General features: G+C 46.3%; 24 protein-coding genes and 2 riboswitches. Of the genes, 4 read left to right on the forward strand and 20 right to left on the reverse strand.

Annotated features, from left to right (window positions below):
* Window positions 1-114 precede the first annotated feature (114 nt).
* The 14 genes from H9630_RS15540 to sat form a co-directional block, all read right to left on the reverse strand.
* The gene (locus H9630_RS15540; RefSeq protein WP_191716407.1) at window positions 115-696 is read right to left on the reverse strand and encodes a hypothetical protein; all 582 of its coding nucleotides are present in this window, start codon (window positions 694-696) and stop codon (window positions 115-117) included.
* A 95-nt stretch (window positions 697-791) separates the two neighbouring features.
* On the reverse strand, window positions 792-1,991 hold the full coding sequence (locus H9630_RS15545; RefSeq protein ID WP_191716408.1) for an MFS transporter: 1,200 nt from the start codon (window positions 1,989-1,991) through the stop codon (window positions 792-794).
* Window positions 1,992-2,188: 197 nt separating this feature from the next.
* Window positions 2,189-3,451 carry a dicarboxylate/amino acid:cation symporter gene (locus H9630_RS15550; protein WP_404825540.1) on the reverse strand — a complete coding sequence of 421 codons (1,263 nt, stop codon included), beginning with the start codon at window positions 3,449-3,451 and terminating at the stop codon, window positions 2,189-2,191.
* A 49-nt stretch (window positions 3,452-3,500) separates the two neighbouring features.
* The gene (locus tag H9630_RS15555; protein WP_191716410.1) at window positions 3,501-4,718 is read right to left on the reverse strand and encodes a threonine synthase; all 1,218 of its coding nucleotides are present in this window, start codon (window positions 4,716-4,718) and stop codon (window positions 3,501-3,503) included.
* Between the two features lie 83 nt (window positions 4,719-4,801).
* Window positions 4,802-6,517, reverse strand: coding sequence for an assimilatory sulfite reductase (NADPH) hemoprotein subunit (gene cysI / locus H9630_RS15560; protein WP_191716411.1), 1,716 nt, complete (start codon window positions 6,515-6,517; stop codon window positions 4,802-4,804).
* Between the two features lie 118 nt (window positions 6,518-6,635).
* Window positions 6,636-8,474: an assimilatory sulfite reductase (NADPH) flavoprotein subunit gene (locus H9630_RS15565; RefSeq protein WP_191716412.1), complete on the reverse strand. Its 1,839-nt coding sequence runs from the start codon at window positions 8,472-8,474 to the stop codon at window positions 6,636-6,638.
* Window positions 8,475-8,772: 298 nt separating this feature from the next.
* Window positions 8,773-9,582, reverse strand: a complete 810-nt coding sequence (locus H9630_RS15570; RefSeq protein WP_191716413.1) for a uroporphyrinogen-III synthase — start codon at window positions 9,580-9,582, stop codon at window positions 8,773-8,775.
* A 22-nt stretch (window positions 9,583-9,604) separates the two neighbouring features.
* A complete protein-coding gene (locus H9630_RS15575) occupies window positions 9,605-10,357 on the reverse strand; it encodes a sirohydrochlorin chelatase (RefSeq protein ID WP_191716414.1) in 753 nt (250 codons plus the stop codon).
* Between the two features lie 12 nt (window positions 10,358-10,369).
* Entirely contained in the window at window positions 10,370-11,146 is a 777-nt protein-coding gene (gene cobA, locus H9630_RS15580) for a uroporphyrinogen-III C-methyltransferase (protein ID WP_191716415.1), read from the reverse strand.
* Between the two features lie 86 nt (window positions 11,147-11,232).
* Window positions 11,233-11,946 carry a phosphoadenylyl-sulfate reductase gene (locus tag H9630_RS15585; protein ID WP_225218585.1) on the reverse strand — a complete coding sequence of 238 codons (714 nt, stop codon included), beginning with the start codon at window positions 11,944-11,946 and terminating at the stop codon, window positions 11,233-11,235.
* Between the two features lie 155 nt (window positions 11,947-12,101).
* A riboswitch (SAM riboswitch) is annotated at window positions 12,102-12,219 on the reverse strand.
* 136 nt (window positions 12,220-12,355) lie between these two features.
* Window positions 12,356-13,171 (reverse strand): 3'(2'),5'-bisphosphate nucleotidase CysQ, encoded by an 816-nt coding sequence (cysQ, locus tag H9630_RS15590; RefSeq protein ID WP_191716416.1) that lies wholly within the window; start codon window positions 13,169-13,171, stop codon window positions 12,356-12,358.
* Complete coding sequence (gene cysC / locus H9630_RS15595; protein ID WP_191716417.1) at window positions 13,171-13,773, reverse strand: adenylyl-sulfate kinase; 603 nt, start codon at window positions 13,771-13,773, stop codon at window positions 13,171-13,173. Before cysC ends, cysQ begins: the two co-directional genes overlap by 1 nt.
* An 11-nt stretch (window positions 13,774-13,784) precedes the next feature.
* Entirely contained in the window at window positions 13,785-15,563 is a 1,779-nt protein-coding gene (locus H9630_RS15600) for an SLC13 family permease (RefSeq protein ID WP_191716418.1), read from the reverse strand.
* An 18-nt stretch (window positions 15,564-15,581) separates the two neighbouring features.
* On the reverse strand, window positions 15,582-16,745 hold the full coding sequence (sat, locus tag H9630_RS15605) for a sulfate adenylyltransferase (RefSeq protein WP_191716419.1): 1,164 nt from the start codon (window positions 16,743-16,745) through the stop codon (window positions 15,582-15,584).
* A 135-nt stretch (window positions 16,746-16,880) separates the two neighbouring features.
* Window positions 16,881-16,987, reverse strand: a riboswitch (SAM riboswitch).
* A 275-nt stretch (window positions 16,988-17,262) separates the two neighbouring features.
* On the opposite strand from sat, the gene H9630_RS15610 reads away from it, so the two are divergent.
* Window positions 17,263-17,895: an NAD(P)-binding protein gene (locus H9630_RS15610; RefSeq protein ID WP_191716420.1), complete on the forward strand. Its 633-nt coding sequence runs from the start codon at window positions 17,263-17,265 to the stop codon at window positions 17,893-17,895.
* Between the two features lie 51 nt (window positions 17,896-17,946).
* Here the strand turns inward: H9630_RS15610 and H9630_RS15615 are convergent, their stop codons facing one another.
* Entirely contained in the window at window positions 17,947-18,462 is a 516-nt protein-coding gene (locus H9630_RS15615) for a YehS family protein (protein ID WP_191716421.1), read from the reverse strand.
* Between the two features lie 120 nt (window positions 18,463-18,582).
* A complete protein-coding gene (locus tag H9630_RS15620) occupies window positions 18,583-18,795 on the reverse strand; it encodes a hypothetical protein (RefSeq protein WP_191716422.1) in 213 nt (70 codons plus the stop codon).
* A gap of 192 nt (window positions 18,796-18,987) precedes the next feature.
* Between H9630_RS15620 and H9630_RS15625 the strand changes: the two genes are divergently transcribed.
* Window positions 18,988-19,503 carry a CarD family transcriptional regulator gene (locus H9630_RS15625; RefSeq protein ID WP_191716423.1) on the forward strand — a complete coding sequence of 172 codons (516 nt, stop codon included), beginning with the start codon at window positions 18,988-18,990 and terminating at the stop codon, window positions 19,501-19,503.
* A gap of 76 nt (window positions 19,504-19,579) precedes the next feature.
* Here the strand turns inward: H9630_RS15625 and H9630_RS15630 are convergent, their stop codons facing one another.
* The gene (locus H9630_RS15630; RefSeq protein WP_191716424.1) at window positions 19,580-20,044 is read right to left on the reverse strand and encodes a MarR family winged helix-turn-helix transcriptional regulator; all 465 of its coding nucleotides are present in this window, start codon (window positions 20,042-20,044) and stop codon (window positions 19,580-19,582) included.
* Window positions 20,045-20,170: 126 nt separating this feature from the next.
* On the opposite strand from H9630_RS15630, the gene H9630_RS15635 reads away from it, so the two are divergent.
* Window positions 20,171-21,601, forward strand: coding sequence for a glycoside hydrolase family 1 protein (locus H9630_RS15635; protein WP_191716425.1), 1,431 nt, complete (start codon window positions 20,171-20,173; stop codon window positions 21,599-21,601).
* A gap of 95 nt (window positions 21,602-21,696) precedes the next feature.
* Here the strand turns inward: H9630_RS15635 and H9630_RS15640 are convergent, their stop codons facing one another.
* Window positions 21,697-22,113 (reverse strand): MFS transporter permease, encoded by a 417-nt coding sequence (locus H9630_RS15640; protein WP_225218586.1) that lies wholly within the window; start codon window positions 22,111-22,113, stop codon window positions 21,697-21,699.
* A 123-nt stretch (window positions 22,114-22,236) separates the two neighbouring features.
* Here H9630_RS15640 and H9630_RS15645 point away from each other — a divergent pair, with 123 nt between their 5' ends.
* Window positions 22,237-22,824: a TetR/AcrR family transcriptional regulator gene (locus H9630_RS15645; protein ID WP_191716426.1), complete on the forward strand. Its 588-nt coding sequence runs from the start codon at window positions 22,237-22,239 to the stop codon at window positions 22,822-22,824.
* Window positions 22,825-22,887: 63 nt separating this feature from the next.
* On the opposite strand, the gene H9630_RS15650 is transcribed toward H9630_RS15645, so the two are convergent.
* Entirely contained in the window at window positions 22,888-23,631 is a 744-nt protein-coding gene (locus tag H9630_RS15650) for an aquaporin (protein ID WP_191716427.1), read from the reverse strand.
* Between the two features lie 470 nt (window positions 23,632-24,101).
* Entirely contained in the window at window positions 24,102-25,100 is a 999-nt protein-coding gene (locus tag H9630_RS15655) for a tRNA dihydrouridine synthase (RefSeq protein WP_191716428.1), read from the reverse strand.
* Between the last annotated feature and the right edge of the window lie 232 nt (window positions 25,101-25,332).

The raw sequence follows: 25,332 nt of genomic DNA on the forward strand, positions 1-25,332 counted from the left end.
GGTTGGGGTATGCACCGCTATTCATTTTTGAAAGACTTTGTCTATAGTCTAAGCCTGTCTGAAGATTTCAGACAGGCCTTTTGCTTGGGTTATTCAGTGCGGTTTCGCTCTCCATTAAAAAAGGCTTTGCAGTTCCTTCACTGGCCGGACGTCCGGCTGCCCTTCGTAACTGGTAAATTCGATTTCACCGATGCGCATGCCGGCATTGTATTCGCCGATGATCGTATCCAGCAGAATAAATGAAGCCGAGACGAATTCATCTTCATTGTCTTCTGTAAACCCTTTGATGTACAAAATCAGGTTGACTTCATCGCTGTCTTTTTCGAAGGTGCAGAAAATGTCTTCCCATGACAGTTCAATTTCCCCATACTCGATGGAAACCTCTTCTTCCTGCGGCTGACGAAACGCCACGATCGTAAAGAGTGGCAAATCAGGGGCTTGGCCGACCAGATTGATCACAGCGTCAAATGCTTCCACCATGCCATCAGCGCTGACGATGAATTCCCGTTTTCCGTCCACCAGCCCTTCACTGAGTTCAAAAGCCAGATGCCGGTTTACTTTATGCAACTTCTTTTCCAATTGGTTAAAGAGCTTGTCTCTACCGGAATCGTCCAAATCAAAATAGGCTTTTTTATTGTCTTCAAACCATTCCCAGAAAGCTGCTACCTTATCTTTTCTCTTCGGCAACCAATTCATCCTGCTATCCCCTTTGCAACCATCTACGTTCTTTTCTCTCTATCATAATCATTTTCACGCAAAAGCGATAGTTCTTTTTGTCTATGTACTAAAGACTATTGTTTAGCTGATTTTATTTCATAGATACGGAATTTCGTCATGGAAATCAAGCCCAATACAGGACCGATGCTCAATACTGCAAACACCCACTCCCACCCGATAATGCTTTGCACAATTGGAATTAAATTGATTGAGAAAATGGTGATCAAAAACCCGATGCACATTTGGAATGTCAGAGCTGTCCCTAAATACGGAGCATCTGCAAATTCCGTTACCGCTGCTGAAAATTGGGCAGAATCGGAAATCACAGACATCCCCCAAATCACTGCGACCAGCAACGTCAGCCATAAAGCCTGTCCGAACGTGAAACCGATGATAACTGAACAGGCACCACTGACTCCGAGAGAAAGAACGGTCAGCCGCGACCTCCCCAATTTGTCTGCCACTAAACCACCCAATACACTTCCAACTGCTCCTGCAACTCCAATCGATAAAAAAGACGCAAAAGCAATGGTCGCCGGATTGATGTGAGAGGAGGCACTGGCAAAGCTGGCGGCAAGAAAAACAGGAAGCCACGTCCACATTGCATACAATTCCCACATATGGCCAAAATAGCCGTAGTTCGCCAGCATGACAGGTTTATTGAGCAGCACTCGTTTAATCAATTTAAACGAAAATACCATTCCTTGCGAAGAATCTGGGGCATCTCGTACGAGCCAGTTCATAATAGCCGCCGCAGCCAAGGCCAGCAGCGAGCTAACGACGATGACTAACTTCCAATCCAATGTGGAAGAAAAGATACTGATAAAATGAGGCAGAGACGAACCTAAAGTCAATGCCGCAATCAAAATCCCAAGTGCCAATCCTCTTTTTGATGGGAACCATTGTGAAAGCATTTTGACTGCGGTCGGATAAACGCCGGCAAGTGCCATGCCGGTCAATACCCGCAGTGTAATGCCGATAAGGGCACTGTCGGGAATCATCAGCAAGCCATTAATCAGCGCTCCCGCCACTGCGGAAAACGCAAAAACTTTCCGTGCATTAAAGCGATCTGAAATGCCGAAGCAGACGCTGAGCAATGTACCGATGATAAAACCAACTGGAACCGAGGCCGACAACCAGGCTTCCGTCCATGTAGTGAGATTCCAAAGCTCCCTCAATTCCGGTCCCGTCACACTTGCACTGAACCATAAACTCAAGGCAAACAGTTCTGCTAGGGCAATCCAAAATAAGGCCGTCCATTTTCCTGCTGCCATTTCAATCTTCCTTCCAAAAAACGCTCTGGCTTTCTTCTTTCCTTATCATAGAACAGCAAAAGCAAATAAGATAGGCGACAACTCCACAGCACCCTTTCATGAATGACGATTTCACCCAACTAAAAACCCTTCACCAGGTTTAAGGACTGATGAAGGGTTTCAGAATTCAGCTTGTTGTTAAGTTCTTTATTCCACTATCACTTGAAGTTCCAAGCACTGAGCTCACCAGCTGGAATTTCATCAGAGATGAAGTCTGCTGCCGGCTCATCGATCCACAGTTCGTTTTCAGTGGCGGCCACCACGACCGCAGCTGAAGCGTCGCCAACCACGTTGACAGACGTTCTGAACATATCGAGGATTCGGTCAACTCCGGCAACCAAAGCAATTCCTTCAAGCGGCAGACCGGCTGCACTTACGACCATTGCCAGCATAATCAGGCCTGCACCCGGAACTCCGGCTGCACCGATGGAAGCCAAGATCGTCGTCAAAATCACAATCAACAATTGGGACAGTGAAAGCTCCACTCCAGAAACCTGGGCAATAAAGACGACTGCGATGCCTTGATAAATAGCTGCACCGTCCATATTCAGGGTTGCGCCAAGAGGCAGCACAAAACTGCTTATTTTTCTGGAAACCCCCAAGTTTTCCTGGGTGTTCTTGAATGTTACAGGCAAGGTCCCCGAGCTGCTGCATGTACTGAACGCAACGGCAGCAGCTGGAGCGACTCCTTTAAAGAATTTCAATGGACTGGTCTTCCCTAAAGTTTTGACCGCCAGCGAATAGACGACAGCTGCATGGAATAAGCAGGCAAGGGCCACCGCCAAAATCAATTTCGCCAAAGGCAGCAAGACGGATAATCCGTATTGGCCGACAACCGGTGCCACTAGCCCTAAAACACCAATTGGAGCGAATCGCATGATGATGCCCGTTATTTTATACATCACCTCTGCAAATCCTTCAAAGAAGCGGTAAACAGGAGCAGCCGGTTTTCCGACTAACGTAATCGCCAATCCAATAAATACAGCGAAAAAGATAATCTGCAGAATATTCCCCGAAGCAAGCGCTTCAAACGGATTTTCCGGAATGATATTCAGCAAAGTGGCGATGGCGCCGCCTGTTTCATTTACTTCCACCGTAGTTTCCGGAATGCTGAGATCAAGCCCTTTTCCTGGAGAAATCAAATAAGCAAATCCCAAACCAATGACAACGGCAATCCCGGTTGTCGCCAAATAATACGAAATGGTTTTTATGCCGATTCTCCCTAATTGTTTAGGGTCTCCTGTGCTGGCGATTCCGACGACCAGCGTCGCCAATATTAAAGGTGCAATGATAAATTTGATCAGCCTTAAGAACAAGTCGCCCAAGGGCGCGATGACGTCAATTGCCGGACCAACAATAATGCCCAAAATGACTGCCACAGCAAAAGCGATTAGAATTTGTGCCAGAAGATTCCCTTTAATTTTCATGATTCGCCCACCCCTTTAACGTATCAGCATTTCCCTATCTGCTTCAGGAATTCACAGTGATCGAATCGCCGATTTCCAGAATTGGCACATCGATATTCACGGTATCCGGGTATTTAATGCCCGCTCCGGTATTCAAAGCGACAACCGTTTCGCCTTCTTTGATCCAGTCTTGTTTTCGCAACTCACGGATGGCCACAAAAACGGCCGCGCCTTCAGGACAGATAAAGGAGCCTTCAAGACGGGCAATTTTTCCTTGTTCCGCAAGCATTTCCTGATCGTCCACGGCAATAGCGCAGCCCTTTGTTTTGTAGATGGCATCCAACACCAGGAAATCGCCCAGCGCTTTCGGCACATTGATGCCAAAAGCCTGTGTGCTGGAATTTGCCCAGAATTCGGACTCGTGCTTTCCTTCTTCCCAGGCTTTGACAATCGGCGCGCAACCCGTCGCCTGAACAGCCACCAAGCGCGGCAGATTGCCCTCGATCCACCCCAGTTTCTTCAGTTCATTCAAGGCTTTATAGATGCCGATCAAGCCCACTCCCCCGCCAGTCGGGTAGAGAATGACGTCCGGCATTTCCCAGCCCATCTGTTCGGCAATTTCCAAACCCATCGTTTTCTTGCCTTCGATGCGGTATGGCTCTTTTAGCGTCGATACATCGTACAGGCCAAAGTCCTTTACAGCTTGTCCGACGATTTTTCCGGCATCGCTGATCAGTCCATTGACTAAATACAGATTCGCCCCGGACAAGGCCACTTCGTTGCGCGTGATTTTCGGTGCGTCCTGCGGCATGACGATGGTCGATTGGATACCGGCTTTGGCGCCATAAAGGGCCCACGCAGCCCCCGCATTGCCGTTAGTCGGCATTGCGAATTCCTTGACGCCCACTTCCTTCGCCTTGGACACGCCGACAGCTGCGCCTCTTGCTTTAAACGTCCCTGTCGGCACCAATCCCTCGTCTTTCATATAGAGATTTTCCACATCCATGTCTTTTCCAAGGGCTGGCATCGCTATCAGCGGCGTCATGCCCTCGCCTTGCGACACCACGTTCGCTTCGTCTTCCACCGGCAACATCTCATGGTATCTCCATAAAGTCGGCTGCCTTTTTTCTACCTCATCGCGTTTCAGATCCGCTTTCAGTTCGTCCCAATGGTAATCCACCAATAATGGCGAACCGCATGTGCATAATTGATGCTGTTGCTTCGTATCGTAAACGGCCTCGCATTTTGGGCAATAAAGATGGGATATGTAACTGTATTTCAATGTGAACACTCCTCTTCCATGGATTTTCCTGACAACAATAGCCCGGAAATCACCCCCGGGCTACTGATTGGACTTTAGTTGATTCAGCTATGGAAATTAAGACCAGACGTGACCGGTGCCACATAACCGGCGCGGATCACGAAATCGCCAAAATGTTCATTTTCCTGGCGTTCTTTTGCAAATTGGAAAAAGATCGGTTTCAGCGTTGCTAAAATCTCTTCTTCTCCAATGTTCTCGCGGTACATTTTGTTCAACCGGTCTCCTGCAAAGCCCGCACCTAAATACATATTGTATTTTCCGGGCGCTTTGCCGATAAAGCCGATTTCCCCCAGTGCAGGGCGTGAACAGCTATTCGGACAGCCTGACATGCGGATGATGATTTCTTCGTCACGCAGGCCTGCTTCGTCCAGCGTATCTTCGATTTTGCTGATCAGCACCGGCAAATACCGTTCCGCTTCTGCCATTGCCAAACCACAAGTCGGCAATGCCACACACGCCATCGAATTCTGGCGCAGCGCTGAATTTTCTTTGCCGTCAGTCAGTCCGTATTTTTCTACTAAAGCATCAATTTTCGCTTTGTTTGTCGCTGTGACATTGCTGATGATCAAGTTCTGGTTGGCGGTCAAGCGGAATTCCCCTGTGTGGACATGGGCAATTTCACGGAGCCCCGTCATCAATGGGTAGCCATCAAAGTCTTTGACGCGGCCGTTCTCGATGAATAGCGTCAAATGCCATTTGCCGTCGCTTTCAATCCAGCCATAACGGTCGCCGTTGCGGTCGAACTGGAAAGGTCGCTCTTCTTCAATCTCCCAGCCGAGGCGCGTGTTCAGTTCATTTCTGATCCAATCAAGGCCCAGTCTGTCGACAGTGTATTTGAAACGGGCATTTTTCCGGTCCGTCCGGTTTCCGTAATCACGCTGGATGGTCAGGATTTTCTCGCCGACTTCATTGACTTTATCCGGCGGGCAGAATCCAATGACGCGCGCCAATTGCGGATACGTATTCGCGTCGCCATGCGTCATGCCCATGCCGCCTCCCACCGTAACGTTGAAGCCTTGCAGCTTGCCGCCTTCCAGGATGGCAATAAACCCAAGATCCTGGGAGTAGATGTCGACATCATTGGCAGGAGGAATCGCAAAACCGATTTTGAATTTCCGCGGCAAATAATAGCGCCCGTACATCGGCTCCACTTCTTCTGCTTCGTTGCTGTCGACGACTTTTTCTTCATCCAGCCAAATTTCATGATAGGCTCTTGTTTTCGGAAGCAAGTGTTCACTTAATTCGCGGGAGATGTCATAGACTTCTCCGTGAACATCCGACTGATACGGATTGGATGTCGACATGACGTTCCGGTTGACGTCCCCGCAAGCGGCAATCGTATCCATCAGGGCATGGTTCATTTCCTGGATGGTGCTCTTCATATTCCATTTCAAAATGCCGTGCATCTGGAAAGTCTGGCGTGTCGTCAGCTTTAAAGTGCCATTGCCATGTGTGTTTGCCAGGTTGTCCATCGTCAGCCATTGATGCGGCGTGGCAACGCCTGCAGGCAAGCGGACACGGATCATGAATTGGTAGGCAGGCTCAAGTTTCTGCTGGGCACGTTCGTTGCGGATATCCCGATCATCCTGCATATAGCTGCCGTGGAATTTCAATAGTTTGGTGTCTTCATCCGGAATCGAAGCCGTCAAACGCTCCGCAAAGCTTTCTTCAATATTGCCCCGCAAGTAGTTGGTTCGGTCTTTGATGACCTCCATTTCACTTGGAGTGCCTTCTATGTCAGTCAATTCTTTAATTTTCATGATAAGCTCCTTTCAATGTTGAAGAAGTCGCTCCAGGCGGACGCCTTCCGCTCTACTTCCTATGGCCATGCAGTTAAAAATATAAAAAATCATCGACTCACACATGATGCAGATTCCCTTAATAAACATCGCGCAAGTAACGTTTGTCGCTGCGCATGGAAGTCAGGTACTCTTCCGCTTGCTCTGCACTCATAGTGCCTTCCTGCTCCAGAATAGCTGCTAATGTAGCATGGACATCTTTGGCCATGTATTTTTCATCGCCGCAGACATAGACATTCGCGCCAGCTTCCAACCATTGATACACTTCCTGGCTCTTTTCCATCAAACGGTGCTGAACATAAATCTTTTCTGCCGTATCCCGGGAGAAGGCGACATCCATCTTCGTCAGGACGCCATCCTTCAACCATCTTTGCCATTCAGTCTGGTAAAGGAAATCGGTGACGAAATGCTGTTCACCGAAGAACAGCCATGCGTCTCCTTGTGCATCCGTTTCTTCCCGTTCTTCCATGAAAGCACGGTAAGGAGCGATGCCTGTTCCAGCACCGATCATGATGATCGGCGTCTCCGGATTTTCAGGCAAACGGAAACTATTATTGCTTTGGATGAACACCGGGAGCGTTGCGCCGGCTTCTGAACGTTCTGCACATTGCGTCGAGCAGACGCCCGTCCGTTTCCGTCCGTTCGCTTCGTAGCGCAATGCGCCTACGGTCAAATGAACTTCATCCGGATTCGCTTTTGCACTGCTGGCAATCGAATACAGGCGAACCGGTATTTTGCGCAGGATTTTAATGAATTCAGCAGCAGGCACTTGCCATGGGCCGAAATCTTCCGTTAAATCGATCAGATCTCTTCCATAAATGTAGGCCTGGAGCTGTTCTTTGTTTTCAGGTTCCACTAAATTGTTCAGCGCATCGCCTTGTGCAAAAGCAGCCGCTTTTTCAAGCAACGGCTTCGACAGGCTGGTGATTTCAAAAGTCGTAATCAATGCGTCGCGCAAGGAACTCGTCTCGCCTTGCTTGTTGATCGATACCGAATCATTTGGATTCCATCCTGCCGCCGCAATCAATTGATCAACCAGCTTGTCTTCGTTTTCAGGAACAATCCCCAAGCTGTCTCCCGGTTCGTATTGCAGGCCAGACCCTTCCAAATCGAGTTCCAGATGGCGCGTTTCTTTATTCGACCCGCGCCCATTTAAATTGATATTTTCCAGAACTTCCGCGTTGAACGGATTGCTGCGGGAATAGGCAGGCTTGCTGGCAGCTGGAATTTCTTGAGCAGCCGAAGCAGGTCCCGGACCAGGACGATCTGTTTCTTTGTCTTTGTTCAAGATGCTGAAGACGCCGTCGAACCATTCCTCTGCCGGTTCTTCAAAATCCAAATCGGCGTCTACACGCGGATGAATGCGTTTGGCACCCAATTCCTCCAGACGCTTATCGAAATCCTTCCCGGTCTGGCAAAAGAATTCGTAGGAGCTGTCCCCCAATGACAACACCGAGAACCGGACATCATCAAGCTTCGGAGCACGTTTGCTGTGCAGGAAGTCATAAAGAGCAAGGGCGTTATCCGGCGGATGGCCATCCCCGTGCGTACTGGTGATAACCAATAAATCTTCAACTTTCTTCAAGTCTTTCGGTTTAAACTCGTCCATTGGCGTCAGTTTCACTTGATAGTCTTTATCCTGAAGCTTTTTCGAAACCTCTTTGGCAACCGATTGGCAGTTGCCGGTATGGGAGCCAACCAGAATGGTGATTTCACGCGTGGCAACCGGTGCACCGCCTTGCTGTGCATACCATTCCAATCCGGGTTGTTCCTGTACCGCTACTGTGGCGGCTGATTGTGTGCCGGCCAAATAGCCGTTCAGCCAAATTTTCTGATTGTCGGTCAGCATCGGCAATAAGCGATTGATAAGTTCGACCTGTTCCTGATCGAATGGGCTGTTCATTGTCTGCAATTGCAAATTGTTTCACCTCGAAATTAGTTTATTTTTTATAATTAATTCATACAAGGAGCGTTGATTTGAAGAAATCGCTCCGGGTGGACGCTTTCCGGCGGGCTTGCGCCGAACTAACTCGGGCCGGCTGCCCGAGTGGATTTCGGCACTTCGCTGATCCCCAAGGAGTCGCCACCCTTCGCTCTTTCTTCTAAGGGTTGTGGGGTTAGAAACAACTATAAGATAAATTGCTGTTTATTAAATTAAGATATGGAGCAAAATAATTATCAATCTATGTTATCTATCTTCATCCTCTAATCTGCCGTCACACAAGCTGCTGGCGGTAATGATGATCGATTGCTACAATCATCGCACCCATCTTCTGGTGTTCGGGCTGCAGCACTTGGTTGATGCCATGGTTTTCCAGCTCTTGGGCGGTGACTTTTCCGACGGCCACTGCCAGCACCCGGTCATTGAAAGCGTTGACCAGCCCTTGGCTTTGATTCGATTCAGCGAAGATATTCCTGACCTGTGTTTTACTGGTGAAAACGATGGCATCCAAGGATTGCTCGATGATCGATTGTTTTAATTGGTCCACTACTAAAGAATCCGGTCTTTCATAGGAATAAGGGCGGGATAAGTAGACCGAGTGGCCATTTTCCTCCAATATGCTTTTCAATTTATCGTCGTCCTGGTCGTAGGCCTGCAAAAAGATCCGCTGCGGACTCTTGCCTTTGTATTCTTCAGCTAAAGCCGCGAGCAGGTTATTCATGGTGCCGTCTTCTGAAACATGAACCGGCTCTAAGCCATGTTCTCTGATCCATTTCATTGTTTTGCTGCCTCGAACGGCCAGGTTTGTTTCTTTCAACTTATCGATATAGCGCGACTGAAGCCCGATGCTTTCTGCGGAATCGGTTAAGGTTCTTGCTCCAATGCCCGTTGTGAAGATTGCCCAGTCGAAAGATTCGGCTAAAAAATCTGTGATGTTCTGTGAGCTGATGTCTTCGTTCAGCCGCTGTCTTCCCTGAATCGGGAGAATGACAGGTGTACCGGACTGTTTTTCAATCAGCAAGCTGATTTCTTTTGCAGCACGGACTGCGGCGACGCCTATTTTTTTTCCGGCCAATCCATTCATGTTCAATCTCTCCTTGTGTCGTTCACCACGTCAATTGTTGTTGATTTTGCAGCGCTTCCTGTGCTCGTTCGGCGAGGGCATCCACCATTGAAGGATGATCACCTAAATACCCGCATAAAATGATTTGCTGTCTGTCTGTAGACAAAGTGTTGATTTTTTTCTGCATTGATTTCACCAAAAGTCCCGTGAACCATAAATAAGGAACGACGAAAATCTGTTTGCTGCCGGAATTGATGGAAGCTTGCAATCCTTCATCAAATGACGGGGCGGCTGCGGCCAAATAACAGACCTCCACCTTCGGCACATTTGCTTTCACTGCCAGTTTCACAGCAATTTCTTCAACCGAACGGGTGATTTCCGAGCTCTTCCCGCCTCTTCCGACCAATAGAATCTTCGCTTCAGGCAATCGTTCCACAGCCGTCTCCTGTAAACGCTCAGCTAAAATCTCAACGAGCCGATCTTGGACACCAAGCGGTTTTCCATAAGTAAAGCGGATGTCCGGGTAACGCAAGGCCGTTTTTTTAACTTCATCTGGAATGTCTTCGTAATAATGTCCGGCGCTCAACAACAGGACCGGCACAATTGCAATGTCTGTTGCGCCTTGTCCGACAAGGCTGTCGATTCCTTCCCCGATATCCGGACTGGCCAGTTCTAAAAAGCAGGTTTCATGAAGAGCCACATCAACCTTTTGATGGACCTGCTCCATAAATGCCATCGCTTCATGGCGCGTTTCTTTCACACGGCTCCCGTGGCTTACGTAAAGTACAGCCTGCATGTCACCATCTCCTTATCCCACGTGGGCGGCAAGCTGGAATTGCTGTTCGTTCTGCAGCTGCTCATACCATTGCAATTTGTCTCTCAATCGGACCACTTCTCCCACCACAATCATCGATGGATTCTCGAAATCCTTGGCGTTTCGGACAATGTCTTCGAGTGTTCCCGTGACTGTCCGCTGGCGTTCCGTTGTTCCCCATTCAATCAAGGCGATCGGTGTCGTCGGCTTCAGGCCGTGGCGCATCAAGCGGCCACAGATTTCAGGCAGCTTGCTGACGCCCATGTAGATGCACAGCGTATCCATGCTTTTGACGACATGTTCCCAGTACTCATCCTGATCGACGCCCACTTTGCTGACGCCAGAAATAAAGGCTACGGATGAACTGTAATCCCGGTGAGTGACCGGAATTCCGGCATAAGCTGGCGCTGCAATTCCTGCAGTGATTCCCGGAACAATCTCAAACGGAATATTGTGGTCGACCAGTGCTTCCGCTTCTTCTCCGCCTCTTCCAAAAACAAAAGGGTCTCCGCCTTTCAGGCGTGTCACAGTCTTTCCTTGCAGCGCGAACCGGCAAAGCAGCTCGTTGATTTCTTCTTGTTTCAATGAATGGTTATCGGGTCTTTTGCCGCAATAGATCAATTGGGCATGTTCTTTCGCTTCGTCCAGCAATTCCTGGTTTATTAAGCGATCATAAAGGATGACATCGGCCTTCTGGATGGCCTTCAACCCTTTCACTGTAATCAAATCAAGGTCGCCTGGACCTGCACCGACTAAATAGACTTTTTTCATAAGCTTCCTAGACTCCTTTTTTTAACCAGAGAAACGAGAATTCCGCCATTTTCTGATCGTTAATTTCCATCATTTTGCTGGCCTAATTATGTATGCAGGCCACATTCAGTTTTCGCAAAACCTTTCCATCTGCCGTCACGGCTGTCTCCGTCAGTCGTTACTGCAAATGAACAGTGTTTGCAGCCAATGCTCGGGTAGCCTTCATCGTGCAAAATATTATATTCAAGGCCATTCAATTGGATATACTGCCAAACATCGTCCCAAGTCCAATGGATCAGCGGACAAACTTTAACCGACTTGAACCGGTTGTCTTTGTTGATGAAATCCGTCTTGCTGCGGCTGGCTGACTGTTCTCTTCTGAGGCCTGAAATCCAAGCCTGTGCACCGGAAAGTGTTTGTTCCAGCGGTTTGACCTTGCGGATATCGCAGCATTTATCCGGCTGGCTGTTCCATAATTCATCACCGAACTGGCTGGCTTGCTCCTCCAACGTCAATTCTGGTTTTTTCATGCGGATATTCAATTTCGGGTAACGCTTTTTGACGCGTTCAATCAGTTCATATGTTTGGTCGAAGTGGACGTCGGTATCGAGAAACACCACTTCGGCATCGCTTTTCACCTTGGAGATCAAATCGATCAGCACCATGCCTTCTGCCCCGAAACTGCAGGCATAGACAATATTCTCTCCATAGGAATCATAGGCCCATTGCAGAATCTCAGCAGCCCCTTTCAAGAGATCGGTCGGCGCCAAATCTTTAAATGGATCTCCAGTAAATTGCTCGTACGAAACAGCATGGCTCATCCTAACTTCCTCCTTTAAACTCTTAGTAAGTGAATTAAGCATTTCCAGTAAATAGTTTGTGTTTTGAATATTCCGCCATTCTCTGTAAAATAAAAACCCCCTCTTCCAATGGAACAAGAAGAGAGGGTACCAATTCGCAGTTTGCGGGGCCTGTCTTCTTATCTTCCAGATCCCAATGGAACCTGCTGGAATTGGCACAGTGTATCTGGTTAAAAACCAGAACTTGTTGCCGAGGCTTCAAAGGGCCAGTCCCTCCACCTCTCATGATAAGAAATACCTTATAAGATTACTAGGTTTTAATGATTTGTCTAAATACTATAGCAATAAAAGATAACTGTCAATAAAACTCTGAAAATATCATTTATTTAATTCCTTTACTTAACAATTTTCATTTCTTGATTCAATCTCCTTAAACTTCCTGCACACTAGCCAAAAACCAGCCATTCTTTAAGCTTTCTTTATTGTAGGAAAAGCGAGTTTGGTCTTTAGCGCTTTGCACAATCCCGCCTGCCGCTTCAACAATCGCCTGGCCGGCGGCCGTATCCCATTCCATAGTGGGCGCAAAGCGGGGGTAATAATCCGCCCCGCCTTCTGCCACCAGACAAAATTTCAGCGAGCTGCCTGCCGAGACCTGTTTGACCGGTTGGCTGCCATCGTTTATGCGATCGATAAACTCCTGCGTTTCAGCGGACATATGGGATCGGCTCGTTACGATTCGAGTGTGACCCATAGCTTTTTTAGCAGCTAACAGAGTGCTTTTTTTAAACAGTTCATCGGCTTTTTCAAAATTTCCAGCTGAAGCGTCTTCCAGTTTAAATGCCCCCTTGTTTTCTTCGCCGTAGTAGAAAACATCCGTTGCCGGCACATAAATCACTCCCAGAACCGGATAGTTCCCTTCTATTAAAGCGATGTTGACGGTAAACTCGCCATTGCGTTTGATGAATTCCTTCGTGCCGTCGAGTGGATCCACCAGCCAAAACCGCTGCCAGTTTTTCCGCTCTTCGTAAGGAATTTCACTGCCTTCTTCACTCAGGACCGGTATGTCTGGGTATGCAATCTGCAGTCCTTTTTCAATAGCCTGATGCGATCGTTGATCGGCAATTGTCAGCGGTGAATCGTCGGCCTTCGCTCTAACGATCAATTTCTGTCCATAAACCGCTATGATCTCTTGACTAGCTGCAAGGCTGATTTCCAGCAGTTTGACCGGATCGATGTCACCAGCCATCAGCCCAGATATCCTGCTTTCTTCAAGTAATCTGTAATTGTCTGAACCGACTCTTCCAAAGTCTGCTTGTCGGTTTCAATGACGATTTCAGGATTCACCGGTTCTTCATATGGCGCATCGATGCCTGTGAATCCTTTGATTTCACCTGCTCTGGCTTTTTTATAAAGCCCTTTCGGATCGCGAATTTCGCAAGTATCCACGTTGCACTTGACGTATATTTCAATGAATTCATCTTCTTCAAGCAAGGCACGCACCTGGTCGCGGTCTTCCTGATAAGGTGAAATGAATGCCGATAAAGTCAATACGCCTGCATCGCTCATCAGCTTTCCGACTTCACCGATCCGGCGAATGTTTTCAGTCCGGTCTTCCGGGCTGAATCCCAAATTTTTATTCAAACCATGGCGGACATTATCTCCATCCAGCAAGTACGTACGGATTCCAAGCGCGTGGATCTCTTTTTCTAAAGCCACGGACACCGTCGATTTCCCTGATCCCGATAACCCGGTAAACCACAAGACCCCGCTTTTGTGATTGTTCAATTTCTGTCTGTCTTCTTTTGTGACACTCGATTCATGCCAAACGATATTCGTTGATTTGGTCATTTTTTCTCCTCCTAAAACCAGTAGTAGTAAACGATTCCGATAGTTACCGACATGACCAGAATGCTGAGCGGCGTTCCCACTTTGACATAATCCATGAATTTATAGCCGCCTGGTCCATAGACAATCAAGTTGGTCTGATAACCGATCGGTGTAATAAAGCTTGCAGATGCGGCAATCGTGATGATCACTGCGAAGCCCATAGGATCAAGCTGCAAGTTGCTGGCCATTTCAATGCCGATGGGAATCATCAGGACAGCTGCCGCACTATTGGTGATCAGTTCTGTAAAGATGCTGGTCAGCAGATAAATTAATACCAAGATCGCCAGCAGGCCGAATGGCTGCCCAACTGCCAATAGCCCATCGGCTACCCACTGTGCCAGACCGGTTTTGGTCATGGCCGCTCCAACCCCGAATGCACTGGCAATCAGCAGCAGCACATTGAATTGCACATCGTTTTTCGCATCATCCATAGACACTGATTTGGTCACCAATAAAATCAGCACCGCCAACGCCATCGCTTTGAACATGCTCAACCAGCCGACAATGACACAGGCGATTGCCCCCAGCAGCACCAGTAATGAAAACCAGCCCACCAAGCGGCTTTCCTGCAGCGTTTTGGGTGTTTTCATAGAAGACACCACATAAAAGTCATTGGATTGCTGGTATTTTTCCACAAACCCATTGCCGGCGAGCAACAACAGCGTATCGCCCGGCCGCAGAATAATATCACCGACTTTGCTTTTGATGCGTTCGTTATTACGGTGGACAGCCATAACGCCTGCATCATAGCGTGAGCGGAACTGGGATTGCTTGATGGTTTTCGACAATAGCGACGATTCATGGGAGACCACCGCTTCTGCCAGCTGCGTATTGCCATTTTTCAAATCATCCAATTGCAGGTCGGTTCCTGTCTTCAATGTCAGCCCTTTTCTTTTTTGCAGATCCGCAATGGTGGCAATAAGCCCCGTAAAGATCAGGCGGTCTCCAGACTGTATGACCGTTTTGGAGCTGACCGATGAAATCCGTGTCTGATTCCGGATGATTTCTATCAAGTACAATCCTTTTAAATCACGTAATTTAGCTTCCTCCACTGTTTGATTGGCATGTGGAAACGTTTCTTCCACCACCATTTCAGCGATGTATTTCCGGGAATCTTCAGCCACCTGTTTGCTGAACCCTTTGTTCTCAGGCAAAAGCATGTTGCCGATGGTGAATAAATAAATCAAGCCGACAATGGTGATGGGAATACCGACAATCGCCAATTGGAATAAGGAAAATCCAGGAAGCCCGTAATCGATCAGCATGCCATGGACCACTAGATTCGTCGAAGTCCCCATCAGTGTGATGGTTCCGCCTAAAATTGTTACATACGATAAAGGAATCAATACTTTGGATGGTGCAATGTTCCGTTCTTCACACCATTTCTTCAATAATGGCGTCAATGTCACGACAATCGGCGTGTTATTCAGAAAAGCTGAAATCAACGGAAGCGGCAGAAAAATACGAAACAGCGAACCCTTCAGGCTTTTGCCCTTGTTCAGCCAGCCAATCATCATCTGGTCGATCAGGCCATGCTTTTGTACGGTGCCGACTACTATGAACAATAAGGCGATGGTCAGCATTCCCGGATTGGAAAAGCCGCGCAGCGCTTCTTCTGTCGTTAAAATTCCAGATAGCAGCAAAACCACCAATGCCGAAAACACAATCATATCCGGGCGGGCAATTTCAAAAAGCAACGCACTGACCATAGCGACGATGACAATTAGCACAAAAACCATTGAGACTGACATGGGCAACCATCCTTCGATTTAGTTACTTGCTACGGTCTCCCGCAAGCCTTTGATGAGCACATCGGCTACTTCCGGACGGGAAAATTGTTTTGGCGGCTTTTCTCCGTTGCGAAGCAATTCACGCACTTTCGTGCCGCTTAAATGGACATGGTTTTCTGCAGTGTGCGGGCACGTCTTGGCTGTTGCCATGTTTTCGCAGGCATTGCAGTAGAATGAATGCTCAAATTTAAAGATTTGGATGTCCAGTTCGTCTTCAAACTGGCTGATGAATTCCTGTGCTTCGTATGTGCCGTAATAATCGCCCACGCCGGCATGGTCGCGGCCGACGATGAAATGCGTGCAGCCATAGTTCTTGCGGACGATGGCATGAAGAACCGCTTCTTTTGGTCCTGCATAACGCATTGCCGCAGGATAAATGGCGAGACGCGCTCTGTCTGCAGGGTAATAATGCTTCAAAATGACCTGGTAGCTTTCCATCCGTACCGCTGCTGAAATGTCATCGGATTTCGTCTCGCCCACCAACGGGTTCAACAATAAGCCGTCGACGACTTCCAATGCGGCTTTCTGAATGTATTCATGCGCACGGTGCACTGGGTTGCGTGTCTGGAAACCGACAATCGTCTTCCAGCCAAGTTCCTGGAACAACTGGCGCGTTTCAACGGGATCCAAGTGGAATTCCTCGAATTCGCTATGGTCCGGGCGATTCAATAAAGTGATCGGGCCTGCTAGGTAAACATCGCCGCGTTCATATAATTTCTGTACGCCGGCATGTGCTTCTTCCGTCGTTCCGTAAATTTTCTCTGCTTCCAATTGCTTGTCATATGCGTATTTTTCCGTCAGTTCGAGTGTTCCGTAAATAACGCCGTCTTCACCTTTCAAAGCAATTTCGTCGCCGACCTGATAGCTTTCCGCTTCTTCTGCCGTAACTGGCAACGTAATCGGCACGCTCCAAACCGTTCCATCGCTGAGGCGGGATGTATGTACCACACTTTCATAATCTTTTTGTCCAAGGAAGCCGGTCAATGGGCTGAAGCCCCCGATGCCGATCAGTTCCAAATCCGAGATTGCCCAATCTGAAATGAATAATGAAGTCAGCGATTCTGCATTTTTCAATGCCTTTTCTCTTTCAGTGCCCGTTACCTGTCTGTTTACCAATTCTCCACCGTGTGCTTTAATCGTCATTTCGTTACCTCCAAGGTTAGTTGTAAATTCTGTTAGTCATTCCGAAAACGTTCTGAAACCAAATTTCCAAAGCGTTCAGACAAAAAGAAAAGGACCCTCTTCGACAAGAAGAAGGTCCGGAAAAACAAAACAATCTTCTTATCTTCTAGGCCGATAAAAGCCTATTGGAGTTAGCACCGTTTCCTTAAAGGAGGGTTGCTGAGACATCAAAGGGCCAATCCCTCCGTCTCTCTTGATAAGAACGCATATTCAATTTTGATATGAATTGTTTGAAATATTTGATTTCACAAAGTATATAATAGACTATTCCGAGTGTCAAACTATGTTTTAAGTTTTTTTTATTTTTCTGGATAGAAAAGCTGGCATACCAGCGGATTGGCGAGAATAAAATTATTTAACATATATAAAAAAGATTAATACTGAGCCAAGAATTATCGCTGGCCACCGCTGAATGATTGCTGCTAAACTTTGAGAAGACTTTTTTGGTAGTATTAAAAGAGTTGAGGAGGCGAAGAAGATGACGGTGATACCGATTATGATTGAGTTGGAAGGCAAACGAGTCGTGATTGTTGGCGGTGGGCGTATCGCGAAACGGAAGCTCAGTGGTTTGCTCGACAGCGGAGCAGAGCTGACGGTAATCAGTCCAGTGGCGGCCCCGGAAATAGCCGAATGGGCGGAAGAAGGAAAAATTAATTGGAAACAAAAAAACTTCGAGCCAACAGATGCCGAAGATGCTTTTATGATGGTCATCGCTACCGATGACCCGGCTGTCAACGCAGAGGCAAGAAAAGCTGCACATCCGCATTGCCTGGTAAATGCTTCTGCTGAAGCGAAAGCCGGAAATATCCATTTTCCAGCCCATGTCAAAAGAGGCAAATTGAGCATCGCGGTTTCAACAAACGGGGCCAGCCCCATGCTCGCAAAAAAAATCAAGCAGGAGCTGCAGGCTCAGTTTGATGAAAGTTATGAACGGTATCTGGAGTTTCTTTTTGAAGCGAGACAACTTTTAAAGAAGACACAGATTCCACAAAATACAAAAGAAGAATACCTCCGCGGGTTTCTGGATGAACCTTTTCTACAGACTGCACTTCAGCAAGAGACGCTCCGGGAATTGCGGCGGCTGGTGGATAGAAAAAAGGACTTGGAATGATTCATTCCAAATCCTTTTGAACCGCTAAATTAGCCAGCTTTTGAAGCTGTGTTATTTTCTATACTTGATTGCCAAGCCCTTTAAGAAATTGCGCGCATAGCGGTCGCCGCATTCTTTGTAGTTTTTATGGCCCACTTTTCGCAGCAACGCACCCAACTCGCCTCTTGTCACAGTCACGCCTGCCAAATCCCAAATCTCCAGCATGTCCTCACTGTTCAGCTGCAAAGCGATTTTCACTTTCTTCAAAAGCAAGTTGTTGGAACGCTCGTTTGTCGATTCCGGGAATTCAGGTTGCCCTGGTTTCGGCTCCTGACGGCCTCTCTTGAAAATGATGAAGCCATTCAAAAACGATTCAAACAGATGGTCATCCGCTCGGATGTAGTCATCGTTATCCTGTTCGGCCCAAATGCTGTCATCCTCTTCTTCGCTTTCAGGTGTTTTCGTCAGCACTTTCAGCACTTCGTCCTTGCTCAAATCAATGCCGCCCAATTTAAAAATCTCGACCATATCGTTATTTTTTATATCCAGTGCATAACGCAATCTGATCAATAAATCATTATTATCCATTTTCTTTGCCTCCTGTTGATTTCCAGTAATGAATGCTTATCCACTATAAATCCATCCCTAATAATAGCACATAATTCACAGTTCATCAGGCTTCCGGAAAGACAGCAAAAAAAGACAGCTTTATATCGCTGTCTCTTGATTTTCTTTATTTTTAATGTCTTTTAATTGCTTTACTTTATCCTGTAGAACCGTAATAATTTCCAGGGATTCAGGGTCATTTAATGATTCATCATAAAAAAACTGCAGGTCCCGTTCAATATCCGCAAACCGTTCATTATAATGCCTCAGTTTTTCCGCAATGATCAATTGCTTCGCTTCTTCTACACTCTTCATTTTATTGTGACCTCCGCTTTGATGACCAACAAACCTATTCTTTTCTATTTTCCCTTTTCTAAACCTTTTTAACCCTTTATTTTTGTCTTTTCTGTGTCTATAGATACATCCACCTAAATTGTCAACCTAGTTTACAATTTAGGTTTTTTATGTTATGATGAATTTAGTTGAGATACGTTGAGGAGGAAAAAAATGTTCACTATTGGAGATCACATCATTTATTCCGCCCATGGTTTATGTAGAATTGACGATATTCAGGACGTAACCGTTTCTGGCGTCACCAAGCAGTATTACAAATTGCATCCTTTGGAGAATACCCGAGTGACCATCAGTACACCAGTCGACAACGAAAAAGTTGTCATGCTGAAACTTCTTCAAAAAGAAGAAGCCCTTGAAATTATTGAGACGTTCAAGCAGCCTGGAGGCGAGTGGACCAACCATCCAAACTCCCGCTTAAAGAAATATTCTGAAGTTATCAATACGGGAGAACGCATGGAAATTGCGAGAGTCGTCAACACGCTGATGCGCAAGAAGTTCGAAACGCAACTAGAGAAAAAGACGCTCTATGAACGCGATTATAAACTTTTAAACAATACCCAAATCATTCTTTTCAAAGAACTGGCACGTGCGCTTGGCACCAGTTTTGAGGAAATCAATAAACAAATCAATGACATGATCAAGGAAGATGAACCTCTTCCGGTCGTGTAATAACTGCTTTTCACTATACAAGAACGCCCTGCTTCATCAATCGGTTGATGAAGCAGGGCGTTCTTCGAATTTTCGGCTAAATACCCCAATCGGATTTCAAAATGTCCTTGAGGATTTCCATTTGATCGGGGCCGATTTTCTCAGCGACCTTATTTTCCAACTGAACTTTTAGCGCTTCGTTTTTCTCATAGCATTCTTCCCCAAAAGCCGTCAGCCGGATACACTTTTCTTTTTTATTATTTTCCACATTCCTTACTTCCACTAATCCTTTAGAAGCTAAATTTTTAATGAACTTATGGATCGCCTGCCTGGAAATATCCACATTTTTCGTAACGTAGGCAATGGTGGGCTGTTTTTTATAAATGCGTGCCATAATGTACCATTCAGAATTGGAAATATGGAATTCGCTATTATCATTCCATGCCTTCTCCGAAATTCTCCGCGTTGTTATATGGCGTTCGCTTATCAAATCGATCAAATTCAACTTCTGTAATTCCGCGTCCGGGGCCAAACAGTTCACTCCTATCATCTTCTTCGCCATTTAATATACCGATTCCATCTGGCGAAGTCAATTTGTAGAAATACTTACAAGTTTGCGGAAAGTGGTCTGGTTCCCCTCCCTCCTGTTATACTCTGAATAATAGCTGAAGATGGAGGTTTTTAAGTTATGCAAAACAAGGACATTCCACGGAAATTTCCACATGACTTTTTATTCGGTGCAGCTTCTGCTTCCTATCAAGTAGAAGGCGCCGCCAACGAAGATGGTAAAGGGCCGACCAATTGGGACGTCTTTTCCAAAATTCCCGGCAAAACATTCGAAGGCACCAACGGCGACATCGCCGTCGACCATTATCATCGCTACAAAGAAGATATACGCTTGATGGCAGAGATGGGTCTGGAGTCATACCGCTTCTCCGTTTCATGGGCACGTATTTTGCCGGACGGTGACGGCAGTATCAATGAAAAAGGACTGGAATTTTATAATAACCTAATCGATGAATGCCTGAAATACGGCATCGTTCCGTTTGTCACACTGTATCATTGGGATTTGCCGATGGCACTTGAAAAAGATGGCGGCTGGACCAATAAGCGGACAGCGGAAGCTTTCGTCAAATACGCAGACATCTGTTTCCGATCGTTCGGCGACCGCGTCAAGCATTGGATCACTTTCAACGAAACCGTCATGTTCTGCGGGTTGGGCTATTTGAAAGGCGCCCACCCACCAGGCATTCAGAACGATGAAAAGAAATACTTCCAGGCGACCCATCATGTTTTCTATGCACACGCCAAGGCAGTGGAAACCTATAAATCGCTCAAGCAATACGGTGAAATCGGTATCACCCACGTCTTTCTTCCGGCCTATAGCGTCGACGACACCGAAGAAAACTTGAGAGCTGCCGAGCATGCCAATGCGTACGAGACCCACTGGTATTACGATCCGATTTTAAAAGGCGAATATCCTCCGTATGTTGTGAAGCACCTGGAGGAAAAAGGCTGGACGCCCGATTGGACTGACGAAGAGCTGGACATGTTGAAAAGAAACGCTGACCACAATGATTTCATCGGACTCAATTACTACCAGCCCATCCGTGTAGAAAAAAATCATGAAGCCGTTTCTTCTATCGAACATTCACGGGAGACCTCTACGTTGGTTCCTGGCAGTCCTTCTTTCGACGGCTTTTACCGAACTGTCAAAATGGACGATAAAACTTATACCAAATGGGGCTGGGAAATCTCGCCACAAGGATTTCTGGATGGACTCCATATGCTGAAAGCGCGCTATGGGGACGTCAAGATGTATGTTACAGAAAACGGTTTGGGTGATGAAGACCCGATCATCGCCGGTGAAATTGTCGACATTCCGCGAATCAAATACATTGAAGAACACCTAAAAGTCATCAAAAAAGCCATAAGCCAAGGCATTAACCTGAAAGGCTATTACGCCTGGTCTGCCATCGATCTGCTAAGCTGGCTCAATGGCTACAAAAAACAGTACGGCTTTATCTACGTCGACCACAAAAATGGATTAAACCGCAAGAAAAAGCTGTCGTTCCATTGGTATAGGCAAATAATTGAGACACGTGGAGAAGAGCTTTAGCACAACTAAAAAACCAGCCAGTTGCGAATTTGTATGCTCGCGGCTGGCTGGTTTTATCGTATTTTCAGCAATTAATGCATTTAAAGTTTTACCGTTCAACTTGTATACTTTACTATCCTCTGTTTTCCTGCAACTTTCGCCTGCAACTTATTCTTCACATACCCAACGAATAGTGTCATGAACACCATCCCAACCACCAGCATGGAGATGCTTCCTGCCAAATAAGCTGAATCCATTGAAAACAGCACTTCATTTCTGAACCAGGATTGGAACGGAAGACCGAATCCTAAAAGTACGGCGAAGAACAACACTTTAACTTTCCAATCTTTTCCTTTCATTTTCTTAATCGAATTATTCACAAATAAACGCAAGAAAGCGAGAGCCGATCCGATTCCAAAAAAGATCAGCAAAAACATTTTGATGTCTTCGTTTAATATAAAAGCTTTTGACAGCATGACAACCGCAATGAGTAGAATAATCCACATAACAATCGTTAATTTTTTCATTTCCATCACCTTTTCTCCGAATTCCACTAAACACACTGTTCAGTGGTTATACGTTAATTTTAGGCGCCTGCTATAATGAAAGCAATAAACAGAAAAGGCACAACTGTTGATAGCTGTGGAGGGATATGGATGATGGCTGTTTACGATGACATGAATGAAAAAACAAAAGAAAAGATCCAAAAGAGCTTCCTTCAATTGCTTCAGGAAAAGAACTTTATAAAAGTTTCTGTCCAGGACATTGCAAAAGCCTCAGGTATAAACAGAGGAACTTTTTATCTTCACTACTTAGATAAGTACGATCTTCTCGACCAAATGGAAGAAAACTTGCTTGCTGGTCTGGAAGTCCAATTGGAACGGCTCCAACCTGATCGTTTGTTGCTGGAAGCAGAAAAAGGAAATATCTCAATGCATGCGGTTGAAGTATTTCGCTATATTCAACTGAATGCAGAAACCTTTAAGGTGTTTTTAGGCGGCAATAACCGCGTCGGCTTTCATAAGCGGTTGAAACAATTCTTCGTAGAGCATTTCCTGGAAAAAATGATCAGCAACGAACTTTTTTTCAACAGTACCACGGTTCCACAAGATTATTTGTCTTCTTTTGCCACTTCAGCTTTTTTGGGGCTCATCGAGCAGTGGCTGGATAATGACTTAGCAGAAACGCCCAAACAAATGGCTGAAATGTATATTCAGATTATCTTCTTTATCAAAAATTTATGAACCACAAACTTCCTGAAGACAGAAAAAGACAGCTTCCTAAATTAACAGGAAACTGTCTTTTCTTTATTTGCGTGTGGCACTCATATCGGATTCTCCAGCTATTTCAATGCCTGTCTCGTCTTTAACGACAAAGAAAGATTTAAAGACGAAGGCTGCAAGAGCCGCTCCGACAAGAGGTGCTACGATAAATACCCATAATTGAGCAAGTGCGTCGCCGCCAGCAAAAATAGCAGGGGCTAAACTTCTTGCAGGGTTTACAGAAGTACCTGTCAACGGGATGCCGATGATATGAACTAATGTCAACGTCAAGCCGATGACAATCCCTCCCATGTGGGAAGTGGCTTTACTTGTAGTGACACCCAAAATGGCAAGCACAAAGATGAAGGTAAGGATGACTTCAATCACAAGCGCTCCTGTCAAATTCAAACCGACTGCACTCAACTCACCGTATCCGTTTGCGCCAAACCCTTCCAAGCTGGTCGAGCTTGCGACAACAAAAGCCAGAATCGAACTCCCTGCAAATGCTCCCAATATCTGTGCAACGACATAACCGCCAAACTCCTTAGCTGTCATATTACCGGAAATCAGCACAGCCAACGAAACTGCGGGATTGACGTGGCATCCTGAAATATGGCCGATGGCGTATGCGCCCGCTACAATCGACAGACCGAAAGCGAATGCGATGGCCAAAACGCCAAGAAATCCTGTATCCGTTCCACCTGTGTACCCTCCGAGAACAACTGCTGCCCCTGTCCCTAAGAACACCAAGATAAACGTACCGATAAATTCCGCCAAATATTTTTTCACTTTAAGCAACTCCCTTCTGTTAAACAAATTTTTGAAGATTCATTTTTTCACTGCATTGAAGCTGGATTGCCGGGTATTCAAAAGAAGTTTTGTATCTCATCAATTCCCCCGCCTTAATCGTTCATGACTTCCTTTAAAATAAGCATTTTGAAAGAGGAGCAACAGCAGCTTCTTTGGTTTTCTGTACTTCCCCTGCCCTCCAATCCATTTAGATCCCCTTATTCGCCTCTATTTGAACTTTCTTAGCGATTTGATTGAGCTGCACCATTTTTCGTTTCTGCCAGAATAGTTAATAACATAATTCCCTAAAACATTGGAAATCCCTTTTACTTTTACAATAAAGATCACAAAAGGACTTCCCACCAGCGGTGGAAAGTCCTTTATTTTGTTGCTACTCATCTTAACTGTTAAATCTGCAATAAAAAACGGAAGATGTTTGTCACGAAACTCCTGCTTCCATTCAAACGCGTTTATTTTTCAACCGCTTCTGCTAACTCCACTTCTTGATTCGAAGCTTCAAAAGCATCCAGCAAGGCACGCACTTGATCCGTCGTTTCGGTATACATTAATTGATTTCTCAACTCACCGGCTCCACGGACTCCGCGAACATAAATCTTAAAGAAGCGGCGGAGAGGCTTGAAGGCAATCGGCTCGATGTCTGTCGAATATTTATCATGAAGGTCCAACTGCAAACGCAAAAGATCAAACAATTCCTTCGTGCTGTGTTCTCGCGGTTCTTTTTCGAAAGCGAACGGATTGTGGAAAATGCCTCGTCCGATCATAACGCCATCGATGTCGTATTTCTCGGCAAGTTCCATGCCTGTTTGGCGATCTGGAATATCTCCGTTGATTGTCAACAAGGTATTCGGTGCGATTTCATCACGAAGCTGCTTGATTTCAGGAATCAATTCCCAATGCGCAGGCACTGCGCTCATTTCTTTTTTCGTCCGCAAATGAATCGACAGATTGGCGATGTCCTGCTCCAGTACATGGGTCAGCCAGCCTTTCCATTCCTCCACATCCGTGTAGCCAAGGCGCGTCTTGACACTGACAGGCAAGCCGCCAGCCTTTGCCGCCTGGATGATTTCAGCAGCGTTGTCCGGATAATTGATCAGTCCACTGCCTTTTCCTTTGGCGGCAACGTTCGGTACCGGACAGCCCATATTGATATCAATCCCTTTGAAGCCCTGCTTCGCCATTCCGATGCTCATTTCCTGGAAATGCTCAGGCTTGTTGCCCCATATGTGAGCCACCATCGGCTGCTCATCTTCAGTAAACGTCAGACGTCCCCGTACACTGAAAATGCCTTCCGGATGACAATAACTTTCCGTGTTCGTAAACTCCGTAAAAAACACATCAGGCCGTGCTGCTTCCGCCACTACATGGCGAAATACCACATTGGTGACATCTTCCATCGGCGCCAATACAAAAAACGGTCGCGGCAACTCACGCCAAAAATTTTCTTTCATATGCAAATTCCAATCCTTTCATTACGGGATCGAAGGCCAGACCTTCATCCAAATGTTCTTCATTTATCTATTCTATAATCATTAACTATCAACGATATAAGGGCACTCTACTTTTCTTAACCTTATACAGTTTACACGAATCGTGCGTTTCTGGAAAGAGACGTGCTTTGAAGAGAAGTTCTCATGCAGCGCGTCAGCAATTAGTAAACAAGAAGCACAGAAAAACCTCTCA

This window comes from Planococcus wigleyi (genome assembly GCF_014836985.1).
GTDB lineage: Bacteria > Bacillota > Bacilli > Bacillales_A > Planococcaceae > Planococcus > Planococcus notacanthi.

What these genes read in the sequence shown, in the direction of transcription:
- cobA (WP_191716415.1), bottom strand. Translation starts at nt 11,146, where the DNA reads ATGAAAAAAGTCTATTTAGTCGGTGCAGGTCCAGGCGACCTTGATTTG.
- H9630_RS15600 (WP_191716418.1), bottom strand. Translation starts at nt 15,563, where the DNA reads ATGTCAGTCTCAATGGTTTTTGTGCTAATTGTCATCGTCGCTATGGTC.
- H9630_RS15575 (WP_191716414.1), bottom strand. Translation starts at nt 10,357, where the DNA reads ATGCAGGCTGTACTTTACGTAAGCCACGGGAGCCGTGTGAAAGAAACG.
- cysC (WP_191716417.1), bottom strand. Translation starts at nt 13,773, where the DNA reads ATGACCAAATCAACGAATATCGTTTGGCATGAATCGAGTGTCACAAAA.
- H9630_RS15640 (WP_225218586.1), bottom strand. Translation starts at nt 22,113, where the DNA reads ATGGAAATGAAAAAATTAACGATTGTTATGTGGATTATTCTACTCATT.
- cysQ (WP_191716416.1), bottom strand. Translation starts at nt 13,171, where the DNA reads ATGGCTGGTGACATCGATCCGGTCAAACTGCTGGAAATCAGCCTTGCA.
- H9630_RS15625 (WP_191716423.1), top strand. Translation starts at nt 18,988, where the DNA reads ATGTTCACTATTGGAGATCACATCATTTATTCCGCCCATGGTTTATGT.
- H9630_RS15630 (WP_191716424.1), bottom strand. Translation starts at nt 20,044, where the DNA reads ATGGCGAAGAAGATGATAGGAGTGAACTGTTTGGCCCCGGACGCGGAA.
- H9630_RS15610 (WP_191716420.1), top strand. Translation starts at nt 17,263, where the DNA reads ATGACGGTGATACCGATTATGATTGAGTTGGAAGGCAAACGAGTCGTG.
- H9630_RS15635 (WP_191716425.1), top strand. Translation starts at nt 20,171, where the DNA reads ATGCAAAACAAGGACATTCCACGGAAATTTCCACATGACTTTTTATTC.
- H9630_RS15540 (WP_191716407.1), bottom strand. Translation starts at nt 696, where the DNA reads ATGAATTGGTTGCCGAAGAGAAAAGATAAGGTAGCAGCTTTCTGGGAA.
- H9630_RS15645 (WP_191716426.1), top strand. Translation starts at nt 22,237, where the DNA reads ATGATGGCTGTTTACGATGACATGAATGAAAAAACAAAAGAAAAGATC.
- H9630_RS15585 (WP_225218585.1), bottom strand. Translation starts at nt 11,946, where the DNA reads ATGAGCCATGCTGTTTCGTACGAGCAATTTACTGGAGATCCATTTAAA.
- H9630_RS15655 (WP_191716428.1), bottom strand. Translation starts at nt 25,100, where the DNA reads ATGAAAGAAAATTTTTGGCGTGAGTTGCCGCGACCGTTTTTTGTATTG.
- H9630_RS15615 (WP_191716421.1), bottom strand. Translation starts at nt 18,462, where the DNA reads ATGGATAATAATGATTTATTGATCAGATTGCGTTATGCACTGGATATA.
- H9630_RS15545 (WP_191716408.1), bottom strand. Translation starts at nt 1,991, where the DNA reads ATGGCAGCAGGAAAATGGACGGCCTTATTTTGGATTGCCCTAGCAGAA.
- sat (WP_191716419.1), bottom strand. Translation starts at nt 16,745, where the DNA reads ATGACGATTAAAGCACACGGTGGAGAATTGGTAAACAGACAGGTAACG.
- H9630_RS15570 (WP_191716413.1), bottom strand. Translation starts at nt 9,582, where the DNA reads ATGAATGGATTGGCCGGAAAAAAAATAGGCGTCGCCGCAGTCCGTGCT.
- cysI (WP_191716411.1), bottom strand. Translation starts at nt 6,517, where the DNA reads ATGAAAATTAAAGAATTGACTGACATAGAAGGCACTCCAAGTGAAATG.
- H9630_RS15620 (WP_191716422.1), bottom strand. Translation starts at nt 18,795, where the DNA reads ATGAAGAGTGTAGAAGAAGCGAAGCAATTGATCATTGCGGAAAAACTG.